This is a genomic window from [Clostridium] colinum, from assembly GCF_940677205.1.
Lineage (GTDB): Bacteria > Bacillota > Clostridia > Lachnospirales > CAG-274 > Tyzzerella > Tyzzerella colina.
In genome coordinates this window covers 1,209,085-1,233,401 of record NZ_OW712331.1, presented here as the reverse complement: position 1 = coordinate 1,233,401, position 24,317 = coordinate 1,209,085, and the positions used below count along the sequence as shown (strand labels likewise).

Annotated in this window: 29 protein-coding genes; 28 read left to right on the top strand and 1 reads right to left on the bottom strand. The window is 26.7% G+C overall.

Going from position 1 to position 24,317, the window contains the following annotated elements; genetic code table 11:
- Nucleotides 1–26 precede the first annotated feature (26 nt).
- The 24 genes from NBW53_RS06145 to NBW53_RS06030 all read left to right on the top strand — a co-directional run bounded on the left by NBW53_RS06145 (nucleotide 27) and on the right by NBW53_RS06030 (nucleotide 18,010).
- The gene (locus NBW53_RS06145; protein WP_250277378.1) at nucleotides 27–1,334 is read left to right on the top strand and encodes a phage portal protein; all 1,308 of its coding nucleotides are present in this window, start codon (nucleotides 27–29) and stop codon (nucleotides 1,332–1,334) included.
- An 8-nt stretch (nucleotides 1,335–1,342) separates the two neighbouring features.
- Entirely contained in the window at nucleotides 1,343–2,482 is a 1,140-nt protein-coding gene (locus NBW53_RS06140; protein ID WP_250277377.1) for a phage minor capsid protein, read from the top strand.
- A gap of 21 nt (nucleotides 2,483–2,503) precedes the next feature.
- Nucleotides 2,504–3,094: a phage scaffolding protein gene (locus NBW53_RS06135; protein WP_250277376.1), complete on the top strand. Its 591-nt coding sequence runs from the start codon at nucleotides 2,504–2,506 to the stop codon at nucleotides 3,092–3,094.
- Nucleotides 3,094–3,948 (top strand): P22 phage major capsid protein family protein, encoded by an 855-nt coding sequence (locus NBW53_RS06130; RefSeq protein WP_250277375.1) that lies wholly within the window; start codon nucleotides 3,094–3,096, stop codon nucleotides 3,946–3,948. The genes NBW53_RS06135 and NBW53_RS06130 overlap by 1 nt, the downstream gene beginning before the upstream one ends.
- A 61-nt stretch (nucleotides 3,949–4,009) precedes the next feature.
- Nucleotides 4,010–4,378 carry a head-tail connector protein gene (locus NBW53_RS06125; RefSeq protein WP_250277374.1) on the top strand — a complete coding sequence of 123 codons (369 nt, stop codon included), beginning with the start codon at nucleotides 4,010–4,012 and terminating at the stop codon, nucleotides 4,376–4,378.
- Nucleotides 4,375–4,815 carry a hypothetical protein gene (locus tag NBW53_RS06120; RefSeq protein ID WP_250277373.1) on the top strand — a complete coding sequence of 147 codons (441 nt, stop codon included), beginning with the start codon at nucleotides 4,375–4,377 and terminating at the stop codon, nucleotides 4,813–4,815. The genes NBW53_RS06125 and NBW53_RS06120 overlap by 4 nt, the downstream gene beginning before the upstream one ends.
- A gap of 1 nt (nucleotide 4,816) precedes the next feature.
- Nucleotides 4,817–5,143, top strand: a complete 327-nt coding sequence (locus NBW53_RS06115; protein ID WP_250277372.1) for a minor capsid protein — start codon at nucleotides 4,817–4,819, stop codon at nucleotides 5,141–5,143.
- 2 nt (nucleotides 5,144–5,145) lie between these two features.
- Nucleotides 5,146–5,565, top strand: coding sequence for a hypothetical protein (locus NBW53_RS06110; protein ID WP_250277371.1), 420 nt, complete (start codon nucleotides 5,146–5,148; stop codon nucleotides 5,563–5,565).
- Between the two features lie 13 nt (nucleotides 5,566–5,578).
- The gene (locus NBW53_RS06105) at nucleotides 5,579–6,184 is read left to right on the top strand and encodes a phage tail tube protein (RefSeq protein ID WP_250277370.1); all 606 of its coding nucleotides are present in this window, start codon (nucleotides 5,579–5,581) and stop codon (nucleotides 6,182–6,184) included.
- Entirely contained in the window at nucleotides 6,174–6,551 is a 378-nt protein-coding gene (locus tag NBW53_RS06100) for a hypothetical protein (RefSeq protein WP_250277369.1), read from the top strand. The genes NBW53_RS06105 and NBW53_RS06100 overlap by 11 nt, the downstream gene beginning before the upstream one ends.
- Complete coding sequence (locus tag NBW53_RS06095; RefSeq protein WP_250277368.1) at nucleotides 6,551–7,153, top strand: Gp15 family bacteriophage protein; 603 nt, start codon at nucleotides 6,551–6,553, stop codon at nucleotides 7,151–7,153. Before NBW53_RS06100 ends, NBW53_RS06095 begins: the two co-directional genes overlap by 1 nt.
- 7 nt (nucleotides 7,154–7,160) lie before the next feature.
- The gene (locus NBW53_RS06090) at nucleotides 7,161–10,139 is read left to right on the top strand and encodes a phage tail tape measure protein (RefSeq protein ID WP_250277367.1); all 2,979 of its coding nucleotides are present in this window, start codon (nucleotides 7,161–7,163) and stop codon (nucleotides 10,137–10,139) included.
- A 1-nt stretch (nucleotide 10,140) separates the two neighbouring features.
- On the top strand, nucleotides 10,141–10,845 hold the full coding sequence (locus NBW53_RS06085) for a distal tail protein Dit (protein WP_250277366.1): 705 nt from the start codon (nucleotides 10,141–10,143) through the stop codon (nucleotides 10,843–10,845).
- Nucleotides 10,846–11,595 (top strand): BppU family phage baseplate upper protein, encoded by a 750-nt coding sequence (locus NBW53_RS06080; protein ID WP_250277365.1) that lies wholly within the window; start codon nucleotides 10,846–10,848, stop codon nucleotides 11,593–11,595.
- Complete coding sequence (locus NBW53_RS06075) at nucleotides 11,540–11,989, top strand: hypothetical protein (RefSeq protein WP_250277364.1); 450 nt, start codon at nucleotides 11,540–11,542, stop codon at nucleotides 11,987–11,989. The genes NBW53_RS06080 and NBW53_RS06075 overlap by 56 nt, the downstream gene beginning before the upstream one ends.
- Entirely contained in the window at nucleotides 11,990–13,369 is a 1,380-nt protein-coding gene (locus NBW53_RS06070) for a hypothetical protein (protein ID WP_250277363.1), read from the top strand.
- 13 nt (nucleotides 13,370–13,382) lie between these two features.
- Nucleotides 13,383–13,571 (top strand): hypothetical protein, encoded by a 189-nt coding sequence (locus NBW53_RS06065; protein ID WP_250277362.1) that lies wholly within the window; start codon nucleotides 13,383–13,385, stop codon nucleotides 13,569–13,571.
- A 50-nt stretch (nucleotides 13,572–13,621) separates the two neighbouring features.
- Nucleotides 13,622–14,845: a BppU family phage baseplate upper protein gene (locus NBW53_RS06060; RefSeq protein WP_250277361.1), complete on the top strand. Its 1,224-nt coding sequence runs from the start codon at nucleotides 13,622–13,624 to the stop codon at nucleotides 14,843–14,845.
- 10 nt (nucleotides 14,846–14,855) lie between these two features.
- Nucleotides 14,856–15,098 carry a hypothetical protein gene (locus NBW53_RS06055; RefSeq protein ID WP_250277360.1) on the top strand — a complete coding sequence of 81 codons (243 nt, stop codon included), beginning with the start codon at nucleotides 14,856–14,858 and terminating at the stop codon, nucleotides 15,096–15,098.
- A gap of 2 nt (nucleotides 15,099–15,100) precedes the next feature.
- The gene (locus NBW53_RS06050) at nucleotides 15,101–15,247 is read left to right on the top strand and encodes a hypothetical protein (protein WP_250277359.1); all 147 of its coding nucleotides are present in this window, start codon (nucleotides 15,101–15,103) and stop codon (nucleotides 15,245–15,247) included.
- Nucleotides 15,244–16,455: a phage tail spike protein gene (locus tag NBW53_RS06045; protein ID WP_250277358.1), complete on the top strand. Its 1,212-nt coding sequence runs from the start codon at nucleotides 15,244–15,246 to the stop codon at nucleotides 16,453–16,455. The genes NBW53_RS06050 and NBW53_RS06045 overlap by 4 nt, the downstream gene beginning before the upstream one ends.
- A gap of 15 nt (nucleotides 16,456–16,470) precedes the next feature.
- A complete protein-coding gene (locus NBW53_RS06040) occupies nucleotides 16,471–16,701 on the top strand; it encodes a phage holin (RefSeq protein WP_250277357.1) in 231 nt (76 codons plus the stop codon).
- 11 nt (nucleotides 16,702–16,712) lie between these two features.
- Nucleotides 16,713–17,513 carry a M15 family metallopeptidase gene (locus NBW53_RS06035; protein WP_250277356.1) on the top strand — a complete coding sequence of 267 codons (801 nt, stop codon included), beginning with the start codon at nucleotides 16,713–16,715 and terminating at the stop codon, nucleotides 17,511–17,513.
- A gap of 8 nt (nucleotides 17,514–17,521) precedes the next feature.
- Nucleotides 17,522–18,010: a phage holin family protein gene (locus NBW53_RS06030; protein WP_250277355.1), complete on the top strand. Its 489-nt coding sequence runs from the start codon at nucleotides 17,522–17,524 to the stop codon at nucleotides 18,008–18,010.
- Between the two features lie 160 nt (nucleotides 18,011–18,170).
- On the opposite strand, the gene fliK is transcribed toward NBW53_RS06030, so the two are convergent.
- On the bottom strand, nucleotides 18,171–19,700 hold the full coding sequence (gene fliK / locus NBW53_RS06025; RefSeq protein WP_250277354.1) for a flagellar hook-length control protein FliK: 1,530 nt from the start codon (nucleotides 19,698–19,700) through the stop codon (nucleotides 18,171–18,173).
- A gap of 259 nt (nucleotides 19,701–19,959) precedes the next feature.
- On the opposite strand from fliK, the gene mraZ reads away from it, so the two are divergent.
- The 4 genes from mraZ (at nucleotide 19,960) to NBW53_RS06005 (ending at nucleotide 24,284) form a co-directional block, all read left to right on the top strand.
- The gene (mraZ, locus tag NBW53_RS06020; RefSeq protein ID WP_250277353.1) at nucleotides 19,960–20,391 is read left to right on the top strand and encodes a division/cell wall cluster transcriptional repressor MraZ; all 432 of its coding nucleotides are present in this window, start codon (nucleotides 19,960–19,962) and stop codon (nucleotides 20,389–20,391) included.
- An 8-nt stretch (nucleotides 20,392–20,399) separates the two neighbouring features.
- On the top strand, nucleotides 20,400–21,338 hold the full coding sequence (gene rsmH, locus NBW53_RS06015) for a 16S rRNA (cytosine(1402)-N(4))-methyltransferase RsmH (RefSeq protein ID WP_250277352.1): 939 nt from the start codon (nucleotides 20,400–20,402) through the stop codon (nucleotides 21,336–21,338).
- A gap of 24 nt (nucleotides 21,339–21,362) precedes the next feature.
- Entirely contained in the window at nucleotides 21,363–21,884 is a 522-nt protein-coding gene (locus tag NBW53_RS06010; protein WP_250277351.1) for a hypothetical protein, read from the top strand.
- Between the two features lie 114 nt (nucleotides 21,885–21,998).
- A complete protein-coding gene (locus NBW53_RS06005) occupies nucleotides 21,999–24,284 on the top strand; it encodes a penicillin-binding transpeptidase domain-containing protein (protein ID WP_250277350.1) in 2,286 nt (761 codons plus the stop codon).
- The last annotated feature ends 33 nt before the right edge of the window (nucleotides 24,285–24,317 follow it).

Here is a 24,317-nt window from a genome sequence, read left to right as displayed (position 1 = left end):
TTTTATTGAAAGGGGTTGATTAACTTGTGAACATATTTAAAAATTTATTTATCAAAATTGGTTCATTAATGGGTTTGGAGCTTCAACAAAAAGATTTAACAACAAAAACTGAAGAATACCCTATTACAAGGACTATATCTAATAAATTATCTACTTTAACATTAATGGATAGTGATATATCTATTGTTGGCGTAAATAAAAGAGCTACATATTTGCAAGAAATATTACAGTCGTATATTTATGAACGTATAGAAGTAGCTTGTGAGATAGCTTTACTTACTGGAGATTGTCTTTTAAAGCCTTATACAGACGGTAATAACATTGGTATTGATATTATAAAGAATAATGATTTTGTTGTTTGTGAAAGCATAGGTAATTTTATTAAATCGATAATAATTAAATGTGATGAGGTTAAAAAAGGGCTTAATACTTATACACGATATGAGGTACAAACTTTAAAACAAGTTGAAGGGGTTAGTTATTTAGTTATCAAGCAACTAGCTTTCAATAATGAAACTCAAGTACCTTTATCGATAATTGATGCTTGGGCAAATATAAAAGAAGAGCAGATAATACCTAATGTAAATCAATTACTTATAGGTAAAATTAAAAGCCCTACTGTTAATGTTGAGGGCGTTAACAGTGTAAATGGTGTTAGTGTTACAAACAGTTTAGATAAAGCTATCAAGTATGTTATAGATAGCTACAATAGGTTTAATCAAGAATTTGAAGACAAAGAAACAATGATATTCGCTAACAAAACATTATTCAAAAAAAATGAACAAGACGGAAGTGTATCATTGCCTAAAGGTAAAAATAGATTATTTTATTGGTTAAAAGGAACAGGAGAAAATAATTTAATAGACACTTTTAGTCCAGATATTAGAGTTGATGCTTTAGAAAGAGGTTTAGAGCTTAATCTTAAAATGCTAGAAATGTTATGTGGGTTAAGTGCTGGTATTTTAACAGCTCCACATACTAATTTTGCCACGGCAACAGAAATGCGTGCTAGTTTGCAAAGTACTTTTGCTTTTATGACTAGATTTAGACATAATATAGAACTTGGTATTCAACAGTTATTTTATGGAATTAATATTCTTGTGAATGTTAATAATATTGCTCCAACAGGCGAATTTGAAATTACATTTGATTGGAGTTCAAGTTACATAGAACAACTTACAGAACAATTTAACAGGCTTATGCAAGGCGAAACTATTGGTGTAGTTAAACCAGAAGAAGTAAGAGCTTTTATTTTTGATGAAGATATAGAAACAGCTAAACAGAATATTTATGAGATAAAAGCTAGTGAACCTCAAGCAATTGATGATATGTAGGTGTTGTTATGAATAATTTGTTCGATGAAAACTTTTTTGAAGATTTGCCTAAAAATATTGATGATAATATGAATTATATTAATAACTTTGTGATAGAAGTTATTTGTAAAAGATTGTATGAAATAGGAAATTTACAATCTAGCTATGATATATCACAATTAAAAAATGCTATTGAATATGCTGGACTTGACCTTAAAGTTATAGAAGAAAAAATATCTAAAATAACTAACCAAAATCTTGAAGAAATAGACAAGATTTTTGAAGAAACAGCTGAAAACAATATAAATTTTGCTAATATATATTATAAATACAGAGGTTTAAAAGAATTAAAAAGTTATAAAGATAACAAAAAACTTGTTAAATTGGTTGAAGCTATTAAAAATCAAACTAAAAAAGACTATAAAAATATAAGTAAAACAAGAGGTTTTTTGACTGGTGGTAAATATAAAAATACTAGGCAACAGTATATATCTATTATTGATAAAGGTATAACAGCAGTTACAACAGGAGTTATGGATTATAATACAGCAATTAGAAATGCGGTTATTGATATGGTAAATAGTGGCGTAAGAACAGTTGATTTTGAAAGCGGTTATTCAAGACGAATGGATAGTCAAGTTCGTATGAATATTTTAGAGGGAATGCGTCGTTTAAATATGGAAATGTTAGATATTACAAGCAAAGAATTTGGAGCAGATGGTTATGAGATAACGGCTCATAGTTTATGCGCGCCCGACCACCAACTTATACAAGGGCGACAATATTCTAAAAAAGAATATGAAGAGCTTAATTCTAGTTTGAAAAGACCTATCGGAACGCTTAATTGTAGGCATATTGCTATTCCGATTATATTAGGGGTATCTAGCCCTACATATTCTAATAAAGAGCTTGACAAGATTATAGATAAATCTAATCAAGAGGTAATATATGATGATAAAGTTTATACTAGATATGAGGCAAGCCAAAGACAACGAGTGCTTGAGACTAAAATTAGAAAAGAAAAAGAAAAGTTACAAGCCTTTGAAATTTTGAAAGATGATATTCAAATTAAGAAAAGTAAAAACAAGGTAAAAGAACTAACTAATTTGTATAAAGATTTTAGCAAAGAGGTTGGTCTTTCAATATATCCAGAAAAATTAAGGATTTAAAAATAAATAATAGGAGGAAATATGAAACTAGAACAATTACAAAAAATATTTGAAAATGCAACAGAAGAACAATTAAGTCAAATTAATAATTTTTATCAAAAAGATAAAGATTTAATTAAGAGTCTTCAAGAAGAAAATAATTCTTTAACTACTAGAAATACAGAATTAACTCAAAATATTAAAGAGTTAGAAAAAAATAAAGGTAATGCTGAAGAATTACAAAAAAATATTGAAGATTTGCAAAATAAACTAAAAGAACAAGAAGAAATTTATACAAAAGAAGCTGAAGAGCGTCAGTTAAATGATGTAGTAGCTGATGTTTTTGCAGATAAAAAATTTGTAAATGACATTACAAAGCAAGGATATGCTAATAAATTAAAAGAGGCTATCCTTGACCCTACAAATAAAGGTAAGTCAGCTAAAGAACTTTTTGACGCAATGACAAAAGATGTTGAAAATATTTTTGTTAATGAACAACAAGAAAAAATTACTATTCCAGCAGTAGGGAATACTGGTTCTGGTATTTCTTTTACTGAAAAACAAATTGAAAGTATGTCAATAGATGACATTAACGCTAATTGGGAAAATATAAAAAAAGGAGTGATTAAGTAATGGGAGATTTAAGTATTACAATACCTAAAATATGGAGTGCAAGAATATTAGAAAATTTAAGAAATAGTTTAGTTTATGCTAATTTGCTAAACAGAGATTATGAGGGTGAAATTAAACAGTTTGGTGATACTGTTAAAATTTTCAGTTTGAACGATATTACCGTTAAAAAATACACAAAAAATACTGATATTGACGCTCCAGAAACTTTAAATGCTGACGAATTAATGTTGGTGATTGACCAAAGTAATTATTTTAATTTTTATGTAGATAAAATAGATATAACACAGTCTAAATTGGAATTGGTAGATAAAGGTTCAATGAATGCAGCTTATATGTTAGCAGCTGAAGCGGATAAATATGTAGCTGGACTTTTAAAAGCTGGTACTGCTACTGCTAAACTTGGAAATGACAGTACACCTATTGTTATTACTAAAGAAAACGCTTATGAAATGCTTGTAAAAATGAAAGTTTTATTAGACAAGAAAAATGTACCAGCTGAGGGTCGTTGGGTAGTATTCCCGCCGGAATACGAAGGATTTATGTTACTTGACCCTAGATTTGCTTACAACACAGGGCAAAGTGAAAATAGATTGGTTAATGGTAAAGTTGCTAGAGCTGCTGGTTTTGATATATATATATCAAATAATGTACCTAATACAAGTAATGAAAAATATAAAGTTATAGCTTCTTGGAAAAATTGTGGAACTTATGCAGAACAAATTGTTGATACCGAAATTTATAAACCAGAAAAACGATTTGGTAACGCAGTAAAAGGTTTACATGTTTTTGGTGGTAAAATTTTAAGACCAGAAATGGTAGCGGTATTAACTGCTAATTTTACACAGGGGGAGTAATGTTGTTGTCGGAAAAAGCTCCAAAAACGGCAACGAAACCTAAAAAAGGAGCTGAAAATTAGTGTATTTAAGTTATGAAAAATATAAAGAATATGGCGGTGTAGTTGAAGAAAAAAACTATGCTTTTTTTGAGTTACAAGCTAGAAAAAAACTTGATTATTGGACACTGGACAGAATATCAAATTTTTTAGAAAAAAATAAAGAAAATATACATTACTTTAAAATTATTGAAGATATAGAGTTGTGTATGTTTTTAATTATTGAAGAAATATATCAAATAGAGACAGGAGAAGCAGATGTTTCTTCTGTCTCAAATGACGGAATAAGTATGAGTTTTGTAGATGCTAAAACAAGCGAACAAAAGCTACAAGATTTATATCAAAAAGTGGTTGAAATATTACCATTAGAGTTAGTAAGTGTTGCTATATGAAAGTGAAATGGAATAAAAAACAAATTTTACCTACTTTTGATTATACAATTACAATATTAAACAAATTAAAAGCTACACACTCAGCTACAAAATTAGATGTTTGGAAAAAAACAGTTTTGTATAACTGTTTTTTTAGCACTCAAGCAGTTAGAAATATAACAGGAAGCACTGTTTCAGTAGGGAGTAATTTCATTTGTAGAGTACCTAAAAATGCTAATTATAGACCATATAATGAGTGGTTGAATGATTTAGAGGGTTTTACCTTTTCAACTGGGGACTATATTGTTAAAGGGGAAGTTATGGAAGACATAATAAACCCTAATAATATACGTTCTATTATCGAAAAATATAAACCTAATGCTTTTGAAATAAGATTTTTTAAAGATAATACAGGAACAATCGAATTTTTGGAGCATTATCATTTAGAGGGGGTGTAATATGAAAGTTAAAGTTAATATTAATGTTAATAAAACAGCAAAAAGGATTATTAATGATGATGTTAAATTATTTGCTAATAATACATTATACAAAATATGTGACCCTTATGTACCTTTTAAAGATGGTGGACTTTCACAAAATGTAGATATTAATGAGGAATATGTACATTATAAAAGTCCTTATGCACGGAAAATATATAATGGGCAAGGTATGAATTTTAACAAAGACAAACACCCACTTGCAACAGCTAAATGGGCTAAAGTTGCTATGCAAAGTAAAAAGCAACAACTTATTGATGATATACAAAATTATATAAATAGGAGGTAGGTATGGATAATAAACACAAAGCAGTAATTGAGTATTTAAGACAATATCCAGAACTAACTTCCTTTTTGTATTTTAATACTGTAAAAGAAGAAGCAGAGCATACTAGTTTAAATACTATAATAAGCGACACTTGGGAGCAAAAATACTTAAGAGGTGGCATAAAAAATTATGACTTTGCAATTTCAATTATGAAACCTTATGATACAGGCACGAGTGATTTAAATGTTGAAGAAATTTTCAACGTTCAAAAATTTATGCAATGGATAGATGAACAAAACAAAAATAAAAACTTTCCTATTTTTGAAAATGGGGAAGTTTTTTGTATAGAAAATTTGCAAAATGAACCTAGTTTCTCAGGAATAAATGAAACAGGGGACATTGCAAAATATATGTTTCAAATACGAATAAAATATTTAATTTAAGGAGTGATAAAAAATGGCAGCAACAATGACACTTAATGAGATTATGGGCAAATATACACCTAATGCAAGCTACAAAGGTTTTGCAAACTCAGATGACTATATTTTAGCTATAGATACAACTGAAGATGGTGCGACTGAAAGTACAACACCGGTTAAAAATTATATAGTTGCTCAATTTGGCGTAAAGGGATTTGAGAGAAGTTTAAATCCAAAGGAGGAAACAAGTACATATTTAAGAGCCGGAGATTCTACAACAAAAACAGGAACACAAGTAACTATGGGCATTACAGCTGATAGATATTTTGGAGACCCTTTTCAAGATTTTTGTCTTAGTTTTGAAATGCTTTACGGAACTGGACAAAAAGTAATTGTACCATATGCATATTTCAATATTCTAACAGGAAAAGGAGAAATAGGACGTGCTACAGTTATGATTGAAAATGATGGAAGTGGAGATGCAGGTTCAAAAGCTGAAGTAGTCATTAACCTTTCAAAGGTTGGAGATAAGCCGGTTCCTTTTGATTGGACTACAGATAAAGAAAAAACGCTTAAAGATATAGAAAGTCCTAGTGTTATGTCATTAAAACTTGGTAAAGGAGATAAATCTTATGAACTTTAAAAATAAAAATATTGAATTACCTAAATTTACAATAATCTTTGAAGAAAAAATAGAAGAAATAGAAAGACTTAATAAAGATTTAATTTTAGGAAAAGTATCAAGAATAGTAGTTTTAAAAAAATGTTATGAATTTTTAGCAGAATTATTAACAGAAGAAAAACTTTTGGAAATATTACAAGGGAATTCTTTTGAAGAAATTGACACAAAAGAGCTTGAATTATTCTTTTTCTATGTAAAATTGGAATATGAAAAGCCGTTAGAAGATGCAATTACAAAAAGAGAACAAGAAAGAATAAATAATATATTTAAAAATACTAACATAAGTGAAGTTGTTAAGGTTTATGAAAAAGTTAATGGTAAAAAGTAATGTTCAATTTACAAAACACAATTAAAATTAATGGTAATGAATATGAAATCGCTACTGATTTTAGGATATGGCTTAAATTCCAAAAACTAATACAACAATTGAAAGATAATGAAGAGAGTTTTTATAAATTACTCTCTTTTTTTCTTGAAATTAATTTGGACTTTCAAATTAATCATCTTGATGAAACATTTAAACAGGTGATAGAGTTTTTTGCATATGAAAATAATACAAATAAAAGTTCTGGAATATCAACTGAAAAGGTGTTTGATTTTGAAAAAGATGAAAAATATATTTATTCAGCTTTTTTACAAGAATATAACATTGATTTATATGATATTGATTATTTACATTGGCATAAATTCAAAAGTTTATTACAAAGTTTGTCCGATAATTGCCAGTTAACAAAGATTATTCAATATCGTAGTATTGATATTTCTAAAATGGATAAAGAGCAAAAGAAATTTTACAAAAAAATGAAAGAAATATACTCTTTAGATGACAAAAAAGAAGTTATGACAACGACCGAATACCATAATAATATTCGAGATAAAATCAATAAACGATTTAAAGAGGTTGAAGAACTTGCTAAAAAGGAGGTGTAGTGAATGAATGGCTAATGACGGAAGTGTAAAGATAGGTGTTGAGTTAGATGATACTGGATTAAAGACTGGTTTAAATAATTTACAAGGAACTTTCAAATCTGGAATAGCTGGTTTAGGTAAAATAACGTCAACTGTTTTTTCAGCCACAACTAAAGCTATAGGTGGAGTTAGTGCTGGAATAGCTGGTTTAGGTACAGCTTCTGTAAACGTAGGTAAAGAGTTTGAAAGTGCTATGAGTAAGGTACAAGCGACAAGTGGAGCTAGCACTGAAGATTTAGAAAAATTAAAACAAACAGCTTTAGAAATGGGTTCGTCCACTAAATTTAGTGCAACAGAAAGTGCAGAAGCATTAAATTATATGGCAATGGCTGGTTGGAAAACAGAACAAATGATTGGCGGTATCGGTGGCATTATGGATTTAGCGGCTGCTTCTGGAGAAGACTTGGCAATGGTATCGGATATTGTTACAGACGGACTAACAGCCTTTACTTTAAAAGCTAAAGAAAGCGGAAGATTTGCAGATGTTTTGGCGGCTGCCAGTAGTAATGCAAATACAAATGTATCTATGCTCGGAGAAAGTTTTAAATTTGTTGCTCCGGTCGCTGGAGCATTAGGTTATAGCATAGAAGATACTTCTGTAGCTTTAGGTTTAATGGCTAATGCTGGTATAAAAGCTAGTAGTAGCGGTACAGCTTTAAGAACTTTAATGACTAATTTAGCTAGCCCTACAAAAAACTCAGCAAAGGCTATGGCAGAACTAGGACTTAATATACAAGATGCTGAGGGTAATATGTTACCATTTAATGATGTAATGCTTCAATTAAGAGACGGCTTTAATGGATTGACTAAGGCAGAAAAGGCTCAATACGCTGAGATGTTAGCTGGTAAAGAGGGTATGTCGGGACTTTTAGCTATAGTTAATGCAAGTCAAGCTGATTTTGATAAACTAACAGGAGCTATTAATGATAGTAGTGGCGCCGCCGCTGAAATGGCTGATATTATGAGTGATAATCTACAAGGGCGACTTAAAGAGCTTTCTTCTAAATTAGAAAATTTGCAATTAAAAATTTATGAAAGTATTCAGGAACCATTAAAAGAAGTGACTGAGTATATTATAGGACTTGTAACAGAACTTCAAAAAGCATTTGATGAGGGTGGATTTGAGGGTGTACTTAATTCACTTAGTGATATTTTAGCTAAAGTATTAACAGATATTGCAGCCAAAGCTCCACAATTAATAGAAATAGCGACACAGTTTATATTGAATTTTTTACAAGGAATAACTGAAAATTCTAGTCAACTAGGTCAAGCTGGTTCACAAATTTTAACTAGTTTAATTAATGGTATTTTTGAGATTTTACCACAATTCATAGAAACGGCAGCAAATTTAATAATAAATTTTCAAGAAGGACTTATTCAAAATTTACCAACTTTATTAGAATCTGGTAAAAAAATGCTTGAAAATTTAGCTAAAGGTATTACTGAAAATTTACCTATTATTTTAAAAAATAGCAGTGAAATTCTTATGCAGTTAGTTAATGGTTTAATTGATAATTTACCATTAATAGTTAACACAGGTATAGATATTATATTAGCTTTAGTTGACAGTTTAGTAGAAACATTACCAGAACTTATTCCAGCAGCGGTTGAAGCTATATTAACTATTGTTGACGCTTTAATGGATAATTTAGATAAAATAATAGATGCTGCTATAGAATTGATATTAGCATTAGCAGTTGGGTTAATTGATGCAATACCATTATTGTTGGAAAAAGTACCAGTAATAATTACAAAGCTTGTTTTAGCTTTTAAAGACCCTACAATGCGAGTTAAATTAATAGATGCTGGAATACAGTTAATTTTAGCATTAATAGAGGGTATTATAAATTCTACTATAAGTATTGTAAAGGCCGTTTTTGATATTGGTAAAGAAATGGTTAAGACTGTTTTAGAATTTCCTAAAGAATTTTTAAACGCTGGTAAAGACCTTATAAGAGGCTTAATAGAGGGTATCAAAAGTATGGGTTCCGAAATCTATAATACTTTAAAAAATTTTTGTAGCGGAATTGTGGATAATGTAAAAGGATTTTTTGGAATACATTCTCCTTCAAGGGTATTTAGAGATGAAATAGGTAAAATGCTAGTAAAAGGTACAGTTGTCGGTGTTGATTCTTTAAGTGGAGAATTAGTCGATAGTCTTGTATCGCCGTATGATGAAGCTAGCACACAAATAAAAGAGAAGTCGAATCAATTAGAAAATCAATATACAAGTATTAATCCATTTGATTTAGAAGCCGTAGATTCTAAACAAATTGATGAAATGCAAAAAACACTAATACAGCAAATTCAAAAAAGTTTTGTAGAGATTAAAGGAATTTTAATTTCAAACGCTACTGAAACCACAAATTATATTATTGAATTTTTAAAATCACAAATAACTAATTTACAAAAAGAATTTATCGATAAACTTTTAAAAATTTTACCAGCAGAATTAAATAAAATAGGGTTAATGGCTATAACTGGGTTTGAAAATGGTTTAACTTCAAGAATGGAAAATATAAAAACTCAAGTTAGCGAATTTGCTAATGATATTATTGATGAAATGCAAAGAGCTTTAGATATACATAGTCCTAGTCGCAAAACAGAATGGTTAGGAGAAATGCTAGATGAGGGACTTGTAAAAGGTATAGAAAACGGTGAAAAAGGTATTTTGAATACGATTAAAAATTTAGGTATTATAGACGCGTTTAAACAACAAATTCCGAATATTCAAGGTGTTATTAGTAACGCTACTAATAGTATGATACCTCGTTCTTCTCAATATGTTACAAACTCAATGTCTAGCAATAATATAACTAATAATCAAGGGGACTTTGTTGTAAACATTAGCGGTGTAGAGCTTAAAAACAATATGGATGTAAAAACTATGTTGCAAGAGTTCAGTTTTTATCAAAAACAAAGAGAATTAGCATTTGGAGGTGTGTAGGTTGAATGATTATTATTTTATTTTTAATGGAATAAATAGTAAGGATATGGGGCTAGAAATAATACAATTTCCGGAAATTATTAAGCCAGAAAGAAATATACAAACAATTAACATACCAGGAAGAAGTAATAATTTATACATAGACCAAAAAACTTACAACAACTATACACTTTCCATTACTTGTTGTATAAACACTTTAAAAAATAAAAAAAATATCGACAAAATAACAAGTTGGCTTAATGGATTTGGAGACCTTATTATCTCTCAAGAAAAAGATAAAATTTATAACGCTTGTATTAAGAACTCAATATCAATTAGTGATGTGATTTGGTTATTCCCAAAATTTACAATCATATTTGAAGTACAACCTTTAAAAAAATCTATTAATTTTAAAAATGAATATATAGAAATAAATAAAAAAACAATCATTAATAATATTGGTACTGTTGAAAGTTTACCAGTAATTACTATTTATGGAGCTGGAGATGTAAATTTAAAAATAAATGATAACACTTTTGTAATAAAAAATATAGATGAATATATCACTATAAATAGTGATTTTTTAGAAGTTTACAAAGATAATGTTAATCAAAATAATAAGTATAACAATTTTGACTTTCCTAAATTGAATATTGGCAAAAATATCATAGATTTTACAGGTAATGTAAATAAATTAGAAATAATACCAAACTGGAGGTGGTTATAATTGCCAAAGATATTTTCAAAATTAAATTTAGATTTTAGCGGAACAGTTAAATCACTACTTACAGCAGTTCAAGGTGACCAAAATTCAAGATATATTGATATGCAATTACAAAATAAAGGTATAGCAATAGATTTAACAGATTGTGTTGTTAAAATTTACGCGAATAAACCACCAGCAAAGGAACCTTGTCCTAAAACAACAACTAATTCATTTATTTATAACATAGGGCAAATAACAGATGCAATTAATGGTCGTGTTCAATTTGCTTTAACAACAGAATTTCTTGAAAATCCTGGCATAATAGAATGTGAAGTAACTATTGAAAAAATAATTAAAAATAAAAGCGAGTTATTAACTAGTCCAAAATTTAATATTTTAGTCAGTAAAAGCCTAAAAAACGACAAAGCAATAGAAAGTACCAACGAATATGGGGCCTTAATTTTAATGTATGAAAACGTGGTTGAGGCAAGTAGATTTTTAACAAATGTAGTTGAAGTAATAGGTGTCCCTGGAGAAATTTCTCAAGAAAATTCTATAAATACTATTTTTGAAGCTTTAGAAAAAATTATAACATTTGTAAAGAATAGTAGTGGCGGCAGTGGAGATTTTTCTCAAATCAATACCAAAATTGACGAACAAACTATTATCTTAAATGCTAAAATAGAAAATAGTACTGATGAAATTATTAGGAAAATTGAGAAATTACCCAGGCGACGCAACTATCGAATTATTAGCGGGCAACGGTATTGATATACAGAATAATAATATATCTGTTAAAATAGATAATAGCACTCTTGAATTTGATACTCAAGGCAGACTTAAAACTAAAATTAATGTTATTGGAAGCGAAGAGGGTAATCCTAATATATTGCAAGTAATTTTGAAAGATGTGGTTGCAGGCACAAAATATGAAATTTCTTCCGAAAATATTAACCATAAAAGTATTGTTCAATATTATAAATTAGAAAATGAAAAACAAGTTGAAGTTTCTATTAGTAATTTTAATTTAGATATTGAAAATATTTTATCTAGCGAAGGGATTAAAATACAAAATTTATATACTTTAAATATTGTAAATGGCGAAAGCGAAATCATTAATAAAGATAATTTTGTTAAAATTTTAAAAATAACAGGAGGAATGTAAATGATTGAATATTATATTGACGCAAAATTAGGTGTTGATGAAGAAAATGCTGGAACCACTTTTAAACCATTCAAGACATTAGATTATTGTATTGAAAAAATCGATAAATCTTATAATGATGATGTTACAGTTTATTTGGATAAAGGCGAATATTTATTATCTAAAAAAATTATTTTTACGGGAGCTCCTTCTAAAAATTTATATCTTATCGGTAAAGGAATTGATACTATTGTTATATTTGATAAAAGCTTAAATGATAATTATGGGAATGGTACTCAAAGTTTTAATGTGCACCTATACAAATTTACAATAACGACAAATCTTGATTATGACCCTACAAATTTTTTAGGAGCAAACTGTAATTTACATTTGAAAAATATACTATTTAAAGATATTCCAAGCGTGACATATGGATTTTGGAGTAAATTCTATGGAGATTTAGATACCAGTACAATTCAATATTGTGTGCAAAATAATGATACGGGCTTATTAAGAGGTACTACTTTTTATAATAATAATCAAAGTTATGGAAATTATGGTAAATTTCAGTGCGTATACGAATGTCAAAGTAGTTTTTTAGAAAACGAAAATAATAAAATAGGTATTATAGCAGAGTTAGATGACGTTTATAATATAACAGACCCTACTATTGATAGAAGTAAAATAGGACTATATGCTGGAGAATATGCTTGGACACCACAAGATTGTTTGATAAAAATGGACAATAAATATTATTCCATAAACGAAGAATTCTGGAATACAAATTCTAAAGAATTTAATCCGATTGAAACTTTAAATTTTGAAAAAAGTTTTGATTTATCACTATTAACAAAAGAAGTAAAATATGGGCAAGATACATTTGTACCTCTCGATAAATTTAATAATTTTAATATTATTTTTAAAGATGAAAATATTAAAAAATTGAATATTAATGGTTATAAAATAGAGAGTAAAACAGTTATTACTAACCCTATTGATTTAAGAATGGTGGAACGTTTTAACTTTTTATCAATTAATGGTAAAAATGTTAAATGCTTAATGAAGTTTAATAAACAAGAATTATTTTATAAATATGACTTTGAAAAAAATACAATTGAAATAGAAGAATTAAACAACATATCAACTAATGGTATAGATATATCTAAAGTAAAAGATATAGATTTTAATAAAATAAAAGAAAATTATGAAGACGGATTAAAATCTATTACTTTTGCTTTTTATATCGAAATAAATAGCATTATAAATAATATCCAGTTAAATTATTTAGAAATCGGAGAATTTATCCAAGACCAGTATAATGCCAATATACGTTTAGGTTACAAAAAAATAAGTCTAACTCCTTCTTATGCAACTAAAATAGCTAAAATAAATATTTTATAAAGCAGGTGAAGTTTTGAATAAAATTATAAAAGAATATGAAGAAAATGGTAAAATTGTACAAGAATTTCAAAATGGTATTATTGTTAAAATCTCAAAAGAAAAATATTTAGATATTAATGAAAATGAACTATTTAAAGCACAAACTATAATAGATTTAGAGTATATAAAATGTGTACTAGAGCTTCAATACTTATCTAAATAAAAAATATAAATATAAAAAACAAAAAAATATTTTATTAAAGGAGGCTCAAAATGGCAAAGACTTACAATAAATTAGATATTGAAATAAATAAGGAAGTACAAGGCATTATTACAGCAGTTCAAGATGATATATTTAGTCGTTATCTTGATGTAAATTTATTTGATAATGGTGTTGCTATTGACCTTACAGGACATAAAGTACGTATTTATATAAACAAAAGTGATGGGAAAGAAATATTCAATATCGGACAAATAACAGATGCAATTAATGGCCGTGTTCAATTCGAACTTACTTCTCAAACATTAGCAGTATGTGGTAAATTAGATTGTCAAATTATTATTTACAACAATGAAGAAACGCAAGTTTTAAGTACAAATATTTTTAATATTTTTGTAACAAAAAGTTTAAAAAACGACAAAGCAATAGAAAGTACCAACGAATATGGGGCCTTGGTAGTTCTTTTTCAAGATATTTATGAAGCTAGAACGCAAATATCGGAAATCTTAGAGAAAATAGGTACAGTTGGAGATAAAGGCGAAGAAATTCAAAAAGACACACTATTCGAACAAATAGAATACTTAATTGACTTTAGTGAAAAAAATAGTGTTGGTAGTTTAGGACAAAAACTCGATAATTTAACAAATTTGGTTAAGTATGATGACCGAAGTTATGATTTTATAATTGAATGTATGAGGTATCCAAAATTAGAATTAAATAGCCGAAAAGTACTAGCAGAAGTTAACGGGGCTGGATATTTATATAATTGTCATACATATGCAAGTAGAGGAAGATTTAAATTAGAGTTAGAAATAGACGGCAAAACAATCTTTAAATATGATATTACTCATAAACCAACTGGAGATTCATCACCTTTTACAATGTATGGTATAGTTACTAAAAAGAATTTAATTGGATATGTTCCAGATTATGATAAAAATAATATTACTACAATAACGAATGGTTCATATTTTGGAATGTTAACTAGATATTATCCTTTATTAGAATATTATGGTAGATGGAAATATAATGGTAATTTAACAGATACCTATACAGATAGAGAATTTAGATTAATACCACAAGAAAATTTTTATCCATTATCACCTAAAGAAAGAGTATTTAATGTAACATATAAACCATATACCCATTCAATATTAGGTACACTTTTACATTATCCACTACGATTTGAAAGAAACATACGAGTAATAGTAGAAAGACTAGATAATGACGGTGGAAAGGATTTTTCGGATATAGAAATGCATTATACATTAGATTAGGAGATTGAATATGGAAGTAAAAAAACAGTTTGAAGAAGATGGATATTTAATAACGTATTATGATAATGGTACTATTACAAAAAATCTTATATCGGATATAGAAATAGATAGTAACCCCGAACTTAATTTAATAAAAGAAGAAAATAATAACACACAAATAACAATGCAAGACCAAGCAAATGCTGAAATACTAAATAAATTAGATTATTTAACTTGTTTACAAGAAATAAACTCAATGAAAGGCGGTAACTAATAATGAGTACATATGAAAGTTCAAAAATAATAATTCAATCTGATAAATACGAAAAAGAAGATATGCTAAAAAGACTTGATTTATTTCTAAATTTTAAAAGAATAACTTTAGAACAATATACAGAGCTTGTTGAGATGATAAATAAATGAATTTAATAACTATTTATGAAAAAGATACAATTAATTTTGATAATTTAGGCTTAGGAGTGTTGTTGCCGACAGAATGTATAGTAAATGAAGAATTGAACGGTATGTATACATTACAGCTAACACACGCATATGACAATTTAGAAAAATATAAATTACTAGAAAATGAACGCATAATAGTAGCTAATACTCCTAATGGTCGTCAAGCTTTTAGGATATATAGAACAAATCCTACACTTGATGATATAACAGTATACGCTAATCATATTTTTTACGATTTGATAGATAACTATATTTCAAATATATCTACAAGTGGTACCGCTAATAATGTTTTAAATACTATAAAAAATAATTTCTCTTACGCAACAAATTTTATTTTTGAAACAAATTTAAATAAAAGTGGCAGTATTATTATAGAAAAAGAAAATCCTATATCGGCATTATTGGGTAATGATGCAGAAAAGCCAAAGTTTATTCAAAGTTTTGGTGGAGAAATATTGAGAGATAATTTCAATATTAATATTTTAGAAAATTTAGGAATGGATAAAGGATTTACTATTAGATATGGTAAAAATTTAATCGGTTTAAATGTTGATGAAGATTATTCTAATGTAGCTACTAGATTATATGCATATGGTAAAGACGGAATAAGTACTGTTGTAGATAGTGAAAATTTAGATAATTATTTACACCCTAAAATAAAAACTCAAGAATTTAGTGATGCAGAAGATATAACTACTTTAAAAGAAAAGGCAAAAAAATTTTTAAAAACAGTTGATACACCAACTATCAATATAAAAATAAATTTTGTGTTATTGTCTCAAACAGAAGAATATGAACAATTTCAATTTTTAGAAGATATTAAACTTGGAGATATAGTAACTATATATAATCAAAAAATGAACTTTAGTAAAAAAGCTAAAGTTATTAGTTATGCTTATAACCCTATTAATGGCACATATAATGAAATTATTTTGGGGGACTTTTTAAACATTTTAACAGATAGCATAAGTGATAATAACACAGCAGTAAAAACAGTATATACGACTTCTAATAATGCATATAATAACGCCGATTTAGCATTAAATAAAACTATTGTTTTAGATGAAAAAAAGCAAGCTAAAGAAGATAATTCATTAAACACTAAAAGCAAAAATATTGTTGGGGCAATTAATGAAATTTTAGAACAAATTAAAACTTTACAAAGATAATAAGGAGATGATTTTATGGATTGGAAAAAACGTTTTAAAAATCCTATATTTTGGGTAAATACATTTTTAGCTATTGTTACGCCTATACTTGCGTATTTTGGAATGAATGGAGCAGATTTAACAACTTGGGATAGTTTATTTAATTTAGCATTAAATGCATTTAAAAATCCTTATGTTTTAGGCCTTGCATTAGTATCTTTATGGAATAATATTATTAATCCAGTAACTAAAGGTATAACAGATTAAGGAGAGTTAATATGAGTAGAGATATAACATTACTACACCCAGAGGTGCAAACTATAATTCCTAAATTTTTAGAAGAATGTAAAAAAAATGGGTTGATAGTTGGAATTAGTCAAACTTTTAGGACAGAAAAAGAGCAAAATGACCTATATGCACAAGGTAGAACAAAGCCAGGTAATATAGTAACAAATGCTAAATATCCATATAGCAATCATAACTGGGGTATGGCTTTTGATATTTACAGAAATGATGGAAAAGGTATATATAATGATACAGACAATTGGTTTGCAAAGGTAGGAAGTATAGCCGTTAAATTAGGGTTTGAATGGGGTGGAAATTGGAAAGGCTTTCCCGACAAACCACATATAGAGTTTACTAAATATGGAAATACAACAACTCTTGCTAAAAAATATGGAACACCTGAAAATTTTAAAAAGACTTGGAAGGAAGTTGATAAATATATGTTTGTAACTAGAAATTATAGCTATAATGGTAAAACAAAAGCATTTACTGTAATAAATGAAAAAGGCGAAAACTTTATAAAAATAAGAGACTTAGCCGAACTTTTAAACAAAAATATTAAATATGATGATAAAACAAAAATAACTAATTTAGAAGATATATTGCAAAATGTTAGTGTAGAAGTAAATAACAAAAAATCTACTGTTAAAGCTATAAATAGTGGTGGCTTTAACTTTGTAAAAGTTAGAGACTTAGCAGAGTTTTTAGGCTTTGAAACAGGATATAATGAAACTAATAACAGTATATTTTTTAAACTAAAACAATCTATTTTAGATAAAATATTTAAAAAGTAGGTGTTAGTATGAATATTTTTGAAACTAAAGTAAATTATATAATATCTACAATAACAGGTATATTATCGGCTATTTTAGGTGATTTTTGGTTTTTATTTATATTTTTACTAGGCTTAAATATAATAGACTATACAACTGGAGTAATGAAAGCTAGATACCTAAAAAAAGAAAGCTCAAGACAAGCAATGAAAGGCTTTATTAAAAAGTTTTTAATATGGTGTCTAATAGCTATGGGGTTTGGTCTTGGTATTACTTTTCAAAAAATAGGTGAAGTGATAGGTGTAAATTTACATATAATGTTATCTATTGGTTGGTTTATACTTGCTCATTGTATAATAAATGAATTTAGAAGTATTTTAGAAAATATGGTAGAACTTGATAAAGGCTATCTTGTTCCTAAATGGTTAATTAAAGGTCTTGAAGTTGCTAATCAAATGATTGATAAAAATGTTAATAGTGTAGTTGATACCTTTAACGAGGTTGATGAAGAAAAATAGGGAGCTTTTGCTCCCTTTTATATTTATACATAAACCTACCCATAAATTTTTCTATTTTTTTACTAATTAATTATTTATTAAATTTAATTACTATGATGATTTATGAATTAAACTTATTAAAAATCATCAATAATAAGTTATTTTTGTAATAATAATTATGCTACGCCTTTGCATTAAAATTACTTATTTTTATATTATTATTTTTTGTATTATTTACATTATTAATATTATTTGTTATTAATGTAAAACTTTCATCTAAGTTATGAAAAGAAACTTCTTTTAATTGTAAATTTTTTTCTTTCAAATATAATTCTAATAAAGATATATTATCTCTTATCATATTTTTAGAATATTCTTTTTCTAACCTAAATTGACAATTAATATCTTTACTATGTTTATTAATATATACTTCTAGTTTTCCTAGATATGCTAAATTTAGTGATATTAAAGCTGAACCGCTATCAGTTTTATTTTTATTTTTTTTATGTTTTTTATCTGAAAATACATAAAGCTCGGCAGTAGTAGAAAAATTATTAATATTTAAAGGTATTTGTAAAAAAATACTATCTTTTATATTGGACATAAATTCTAAATTTTTATTTAAATTTTCTAAATTTTTTAATATGTTATCGTTTTTATTCTCAGTAATATTAGGCATATTTTCTTTTATGTTTTTAGAGATAGTATCTAAGTCTTTAAAAAAATCATTTAAATCTTCTGTAGAGGAATTTTCAAAATTAAAGTGTTTAATTTTATTTTTAGTATTTTCAATATTATCAAATAAATCTTTTATTTTAGAAATTTGCTTATTATCAGATTTAATTATATTAAAAATATCGTTTTGTAATTTGTTTAAATTTTCTTTACTTAAAGGATTGTCAAATATATTAGTTAAGTTTTTATTATTAAACGTAGGTAAATATACATTATCAAAATTAAGCATTTGTTTTAGATTTTCTAATTTGCTAGGTTGGAACATTAAACTTTCTGGTAATATATCATCTAAAATTTCATTTAATAATATAGTTTTATCTATCGATGGTTTAATATTTGAATTATTTTTATTTAAATTTACTATATCTTCTAAATATTTATTTATTTTATTAAAATTAGTATTTTTTAAAATATCATTACAAAGTTGTAATTTAATATCTTTTAATATATTATTATTTTCTTTTATATAACCTTCAATTTTTGTTCCATTAAATATATTTTTTAAAATATCTTGATTATTATCTATATTTTCTATATCAGATAATATATTTTCTATCTGTTTATTTATACTTATATCTTTTGATATATAATTATCTAGTTGTTTACACATATTTTGCGTAGGAGTTATATTATTTTTTATTAAAAATAAAGATTTTTCTAAAGGATACTCTTTAAATATTTTCATAGCTCTAATCATATTTTGAACATTTTCTTTATTTACTGGTAGACCATTTTGAATTAATGCTTTAATTTGATTTAAAGTTTCTTTATTTATAGGTTGATTAATACTAGATAATAATATTTTTAATTCTTCATCAGAAATTGAAAAAGAAGTTTCATTAATTTTATTATTTAAAATATTTGTATTTATATTTTCTAATGTTTCAGTTACTAAGTTTTCATTTGAAATATCCATATTTTTTATTAAATTATTATAAAGTGTATTATTTAATATATTTTGATTGTTTATATTCAAAATATCACCTCCTTAATATATATAATTTAATATCGGTATATTTTAAAATATTTTTATATAATGTTTAAAATTTAGGTTAATTAAAAGTATTTTACTATTTTTGATATAATTTGAAAATATTTATCAAATACTAAAATATAAAAAATCATAAAAACTTTAAGTTTTAGTTGAAAAAATCTAAAAAATATATTAAAATTAATAAAAGTGGTTTATAGTGGTATAAAAGTGGCAAAAAGTGGTTAAAGGTTGGTGCTAGTATATGTTTATGGGAGAATATCATCACAATATTGATGCTAAAGGTAGAGTTATTATACCATCTAAATTTCGTGATGAACTTGGACAAACATTTATAGTTACTAAAGGTTTAGATAAATGTCTTGTTATATATACTATTAATGAGTGGAACACATTTGAAGAAAAAATTAAGCAATTTCCAACCACAGACCAAGGCATTAGACGCTTTTTTAGATTTCTTTTTTCTGGTGCTTGTGAATGTGAGCCAGATGCCTATGGAAGAATTTTAATACCACAAAATCTTAGAAAATATGCGAACATATCTAAAGAAATAGCATTTATTGGTGTTGTAAATAAAGTTGAGATATGGAGCAAAGAAAATTGGGAAACTTATAACAATGAAGATAATTTTATAGATAATGAATTAGCAGAAAAAATGACAGAACTTGGAATATAGGTGATATTATGAATTTTGAACATATATCTGTACTTTTAAATGAATGTATAGAAAATTTAAAAATTAAAAAAAATGGTGTTTATATAGATGGTACAATGGGAGGGGCAGGACATTCTACCCAAATAGCAAAAGCTTTAGATAATACGGGAAGATTGATATGTATAGACCAAGATGCTAATGCTATAAAGACAGGAAAAGAAAGATTGGCTAATTTTAATAATATTAGTTTTGTACATAATAATTTTTCAAATATAAACGAAATATATAACTCATTAGATTTAAAAAATTTAGGCGTAGATGGTATTTTATTAGATTTAGGTGTTTCATCTCATCAATTAGATGAAGGTTATAGAGGATTTTCTTATATGCAAGATGCACCTTTAGATATGCGTATGGATATAAGGCAAGATTTTTCAGCTTATACAGTTGTAAATACATATTCTAAAGAAAAACTTGCAAAAATTATTTCTCAATATGGAGAAGAAAGATGGGCAAAAAGAATAGCAGACTTTATATGTAATGAAAGAGAAATTAAACCTATAGAAACAACATTTGAATTGGTATCGGTTATAAAAAAAGCTATACCCAAGGGAGCTAGAATAGATGGACCACACCCAGCTAAAAGGACATTTCAAGCAATAAGAATAGAGGTAAATGGTGAACTTGAAATATTAAAAGACACTATAACTAATATGGTAAATATTTTAAATAAAAACGGAAGATTAGCTATAATAACATTTCATTCTTTAGAAGACAGGATAGTAAAAAATACATTTAAAGAATTAGAAAATCCTTGTATATGTCCAAGAGATTTACCTATATGTGCTTGTGGTAAAAAATCATTAGGTAAAGTTATTACAAGAAAGCCTATTATACCATCAAATGAAGAATTAGAATATAATCATCGTTCTAGAAGTGCTAAGCTTAGAGTTTTTGAAAAATGTTAAAAAATATTAAAGGAGAACAAGTTTATGTCATATAGAAAAAATAATTATAAATATAATAAAAATAATTATTATAACTATAGCTCAGTAGCACACGATTATACATCATATCAAGATAATAAGCCAACAAAGTCTAATAAAAGAATAAAAAAAGTAAAAAAGGAAAAATATGTTAAAGTTGAAGAAGGTTTAAAAATTTTTTCTCTAAAATTTTTTGTAACATTTATTATGCTAGCAACTTTTATAGTATGTATTATTTTTGTAGAAGCACTTATAGTACAAAAAAGATTTGAGATAGATAGCTTAAATATTGCTTTAAAAGAAATAACAGAAAATAATAAAAATTTAGAAACAGAACTAGCTAAAAATTTAGACTTAGAATATGTAGAATATATAGCATCATCTGAGCTTGATATGCAAAAACCAGCCAGTCATCAAATTGTATATATAGATATTCCTAAAGAAAGTTATTCTGAAAAAAGCAACACTAAAGATACAGAATCATTTTTAACAAAGTTTTTAAACGTTTTGAAAAATAAAGTTAATTAAAATACATAATAATTTAATAAGGACTGATTATGATTGGGTAAAAACACAACAAGAAAAAAAAATACAAAGAAGAAAAAAAAGAAAAGACACATAAAAGGTCGTATAATATTTTTAATGTTAATTATTACTTTTGGGTTAATATTTGTTGGAATATTTAGAGTTATGGCTATAAAAACTAATAGTGGTGATGAGTTTGAAAAAAGGGCAATAGAAAACCAAATAAACAAAGTTACAGATAAAACAATAAATGCTAATAGGGGAAGTATATTAGATAGAAATAATCAACCTTTAGCAATAAGCTCAACTGTTTTTAATGTAGCATTAGATTTACGAATATTATCAGAGCTAAAGCCAGAAGAAACAACAACTATTTTTACAAAAGTATCTAAAATTTTAAATATGAATATTAATGAATTAAATCAATATTTAATAAAAGATGCAAATGGAAAATTAAAACCAGAAAATGATACTCATTGGAAAATTATTAAAAAGAAAATACCTTATGATGTTGGTAAAAAATTAGAAGCAGAAAAGCTAACAGGAGTTCATTTGGAAGCAGATACACAAAGAAATTATCCACAAAATAATACAGCATCTCAAACAATTGGATTTATTATGGGAGATACAAGCTGGGGATTAGAAAAATTTTATAATGAACAATTAACAGGTACACCAGGTAGAATTTATAGAACATATGAAACTAACACTTCAATTGTTACTAATGATATAGAGCCTATAAAAGGTAATGATGTAGTTACTACTATAGACCTTACATTACAACAATATGCTGAAGAAATTGTAAAAAATACTTATAAATCTTTATCACCAAACCATACACCTCAAAATGTATCTTTAATACTTATGAACCCTAAAACAGGTGAAATATTATCTATGGCACAATATCCAAACTTTAATTTAAATAATCCAAATCAAATATCGTTATTAGAAGACTCTAGCTATAAAGCTAATTTTGAAAAGCTACCTTCTGATGAACAATTAAAAATAAAAAATTCAATTTGGAAAAATTTTGCCATTACAGATGCTTTTGAACCAGGCTCAACATTTAAAGCTATAACAGTTGCAGCGGCATTAGAAGAGGGGATTATAAGCCCTAATCAAACTTTTTATTGCGCAGGGTATAAAAAAGTAGCAGACTATACTATAAGGTGTCATAAAAGAGATGGACACGGCACACTTAATCTTACAGAAGCTTTAGAAAAATCTTGTAATATGGCTATGTTAGATATAGCAGATAAAATGGGAAGAAATATTTTTTATAAGTATCAAAGAGATTTTGGGTTTGGATACAGGACAGGAATAGATTTATATGGTGAAGTAAAAGCAGATACTTATATTTTACCAGTAGAAAAATTAAATATTACAGAGTTGGCAACAAGTGCTTTTGGACAAACTTTTACGGCAACACCAATTCAAATAATAACGGCTTTTGCAGCTACTATTAATGGTGGAAACCTTATGAGACCATATTTGGTATCTCAAATAATAGATGAAAATGGAAATATTGTTGAAGAAAAAGGACCAGAAGTTGTTAGAAAAGTTATATCAGAAGATACATCTAATTTCTTAAGAGTTGCTATGATAGAAACTTTAGAGCAAGGGGGTACAGGATATAAAGCTAATATAAAAGGGTATAATATAGGGGGTAAAACAGCAACGGCTCAACAAGGAAGACGTTCGGATAATATATATACACTTGGGTTTGCAGCTTATTTACCAGCAGAAGACCCACAATATCTTATGTTAGCTACAATAGATAAACCGAAAGATTATATAAAAGCACCTCCTGGTACAGTTTCACCAGTTCCTATGGTTAAAGAATTTTCACAAAAAATTATAGAGTATAAAGCTATACCACCGTCAGATACAAGCTTGATAAAAGAAGATAATAAAACATCTAATAATCAAGTTTTATTAAAAGATTATACAAACAAAAGTTTAAAAGAAGCTATACAAATGTTAAATTCTTCAGGATTAGACTTTCAAATAGTTGGTGGTGGTGGAGATACAGTTGTAAAACAAATACCAGCACCTAATACAGCTATAGATAAAGATAGTAAAGTTTTATTATACGTACAGTCTAAAAGTGATGGAAAAGAGCTTATAGCTGTGCCAGATGTTAAAAACTTATCTTTAGATGAGGCAACAAAGCTAATAAAAGAGCTTGGATTTGAAGCCTCTGTTATACAAGAACAATTAAATGAAAAAGAAAAAAATATGGAAAATAAAAATAATAATAATATAGAAGATGAGCAAAATATAGAAGCAAACTCTAATGATAAAACAAAAGAAAATAATAGTAGTAAAAAAGTTTTTGAACAAATTCCTGAGGCTGGAATTTTTATAGAAAAAGGAAGTATAATAAAAATAAAAGTAAAATAGTATAAAAATAGCTGAAGAAAATCTTCAGCTATT

Bases quoted from the DNA above. Each gene is read 5' to 3' on its own strand.
- NBW53_RS06030 (WP_250277355.1), top strand. From the start codon at position 17,522: ATGAATATTTTTGAAACTAAAGTAAATTATATAATATCTACAATAACA.
- NBW53_RS06090 (WP_250277367.1), top strand. From the start codon at position 7,161: ATGGCTAATGACGGAAGTGTAAAGATAGGTGTTGAGTTAGATGATACT.
- NBW53_RS06070 (WP_250277363.1), top strand. From the start codon at position 11,990: ATGATTGAATATTATATTGACGCAAAATTAGGTGTTGATGAAGAAAAT.
- rsmH (WP_250277352.1), top strand. From the start codon at position 20,400: ATGAATTTTGAACATATATCTGTACTTTTAAATGAATGTATAGAAAAT.
- NBW53_RS06110 (WP_250277371.1), top strand. From the start codon at position 5,146: ATGGATAATAAACACAAAGCAGTAATTGAGTATTTAAGACAATATCCA.
- mraZ (WP_250277353.1), top strand. From the start codon at position 19,960: ATGTTTATGGGAGAATATCATCACAATATTGATGCTAAAGGTAGAGTT.
- NBW53_RS06010 (WP_250277351.1), top strand. From the start codon at position 21,363: ATGTCATATAGAAAAAATAATTATAAATATAATAAAAATAATTATTAT.
- NBW53_RS06040 (WP_250277357.1), top strand. From the start codon at position 16,471: ATGGATTGGAAAAAACGTTTTAAAAATCCTATATTTTGGGTAAATACA.
- NBW53_RS06005 (WP_250277350.1), top strand. From the start codon at position 21,999: ATGTTAATTATTACTTTTGGGTTAATATTTGTTGGAATATTTAGAGTT.
- NBW53_RS06095 (WP_250277368.1), top strand. From the start codon at position 6,551: ATGTTCAATTTACAAAACACAATTAAAATTAATGGTAATGAATATGAA.
- NBW53_RS06135 (WP_250277376.1), top strand. From the start codon at position 2,504: ATGAAACTAGAACAATTACAAAAAATATTTGAAAATGCAACAGAAGAA.
- NBW53_RS06120 (WP_250277373.1), top strand. From the start codon at position 4,375: ATGAAAGTGAAATGGAATAAAAAACAAATTTTACCTACTTTTGATTAT.
- NBW53_RS06130 (WP_250277375.1), top strand. From the start codon at position 3,094: ATGGGAGATTTAAGTATTACAATACCTAAAATATGGAGTGCAAGAATA.
- NBW53_RS06055 (WP_250277360.1), top strand. From the start codon at position 14,856: ATGGAAGTAAAAAAACAGTTTGAAGAAGATGGATATTTAATAACGTAT.
- NBW53_RS06105 (WP_250277370.1), top strand. From the start codon at position 5,579: ATGGCAGCAACAATGACACTTAATGAGATTATGGGCAAATATACACCT.
- NBW53_RS06115 (WP_250277372.1), top strand. From the start codon at position 4,817: ATGAAAGTTAAAGTTAATATTAATGTTAATAAAACAGCAAAAAGGATT.
- NBW53_RS06100 (WP_250277369.1), top strand. From the start codon at position 6,174: ATGAACTTTAAAAATAAAAATATTGAATTACCTAAATTTACAATAATC.
- NBW53_RS06140 (WP_250277377.1), top strand. From the start codon at position 1,343: ATGAATAATTTGTTCGATGAAAACTTTTTTGAAGATTTGCCTAAAAAT.
- NBW53_RS06035 (WP_250277356.1), top strand. From the start codon at position 16,713: ATGAGTAGAGATATAACATTACTACACCCAGAGGTGCAAACTATAATT.
- NBW53_RS06045 (WP_250277358.1), top strand. From the start codon at position 15,244: ATGAATTTAATAACTATTTATGAAAAAGATACAATTAATTTTGATAAT.
- NBW53_RS06050 (WP_250277359.1), top strand. From the start codon at position 15,101: ATGAGTACATATGAAAGTTCAAAAATAATAATTCAATCTGATAAATAC.
- NBW53_RS06060 (WP_250277361.1), top strand. From the start codon at position 13,622: ATGGCAAAGACTTACAATAAATTAGATATTGAAATAAATAAGGAAGTA.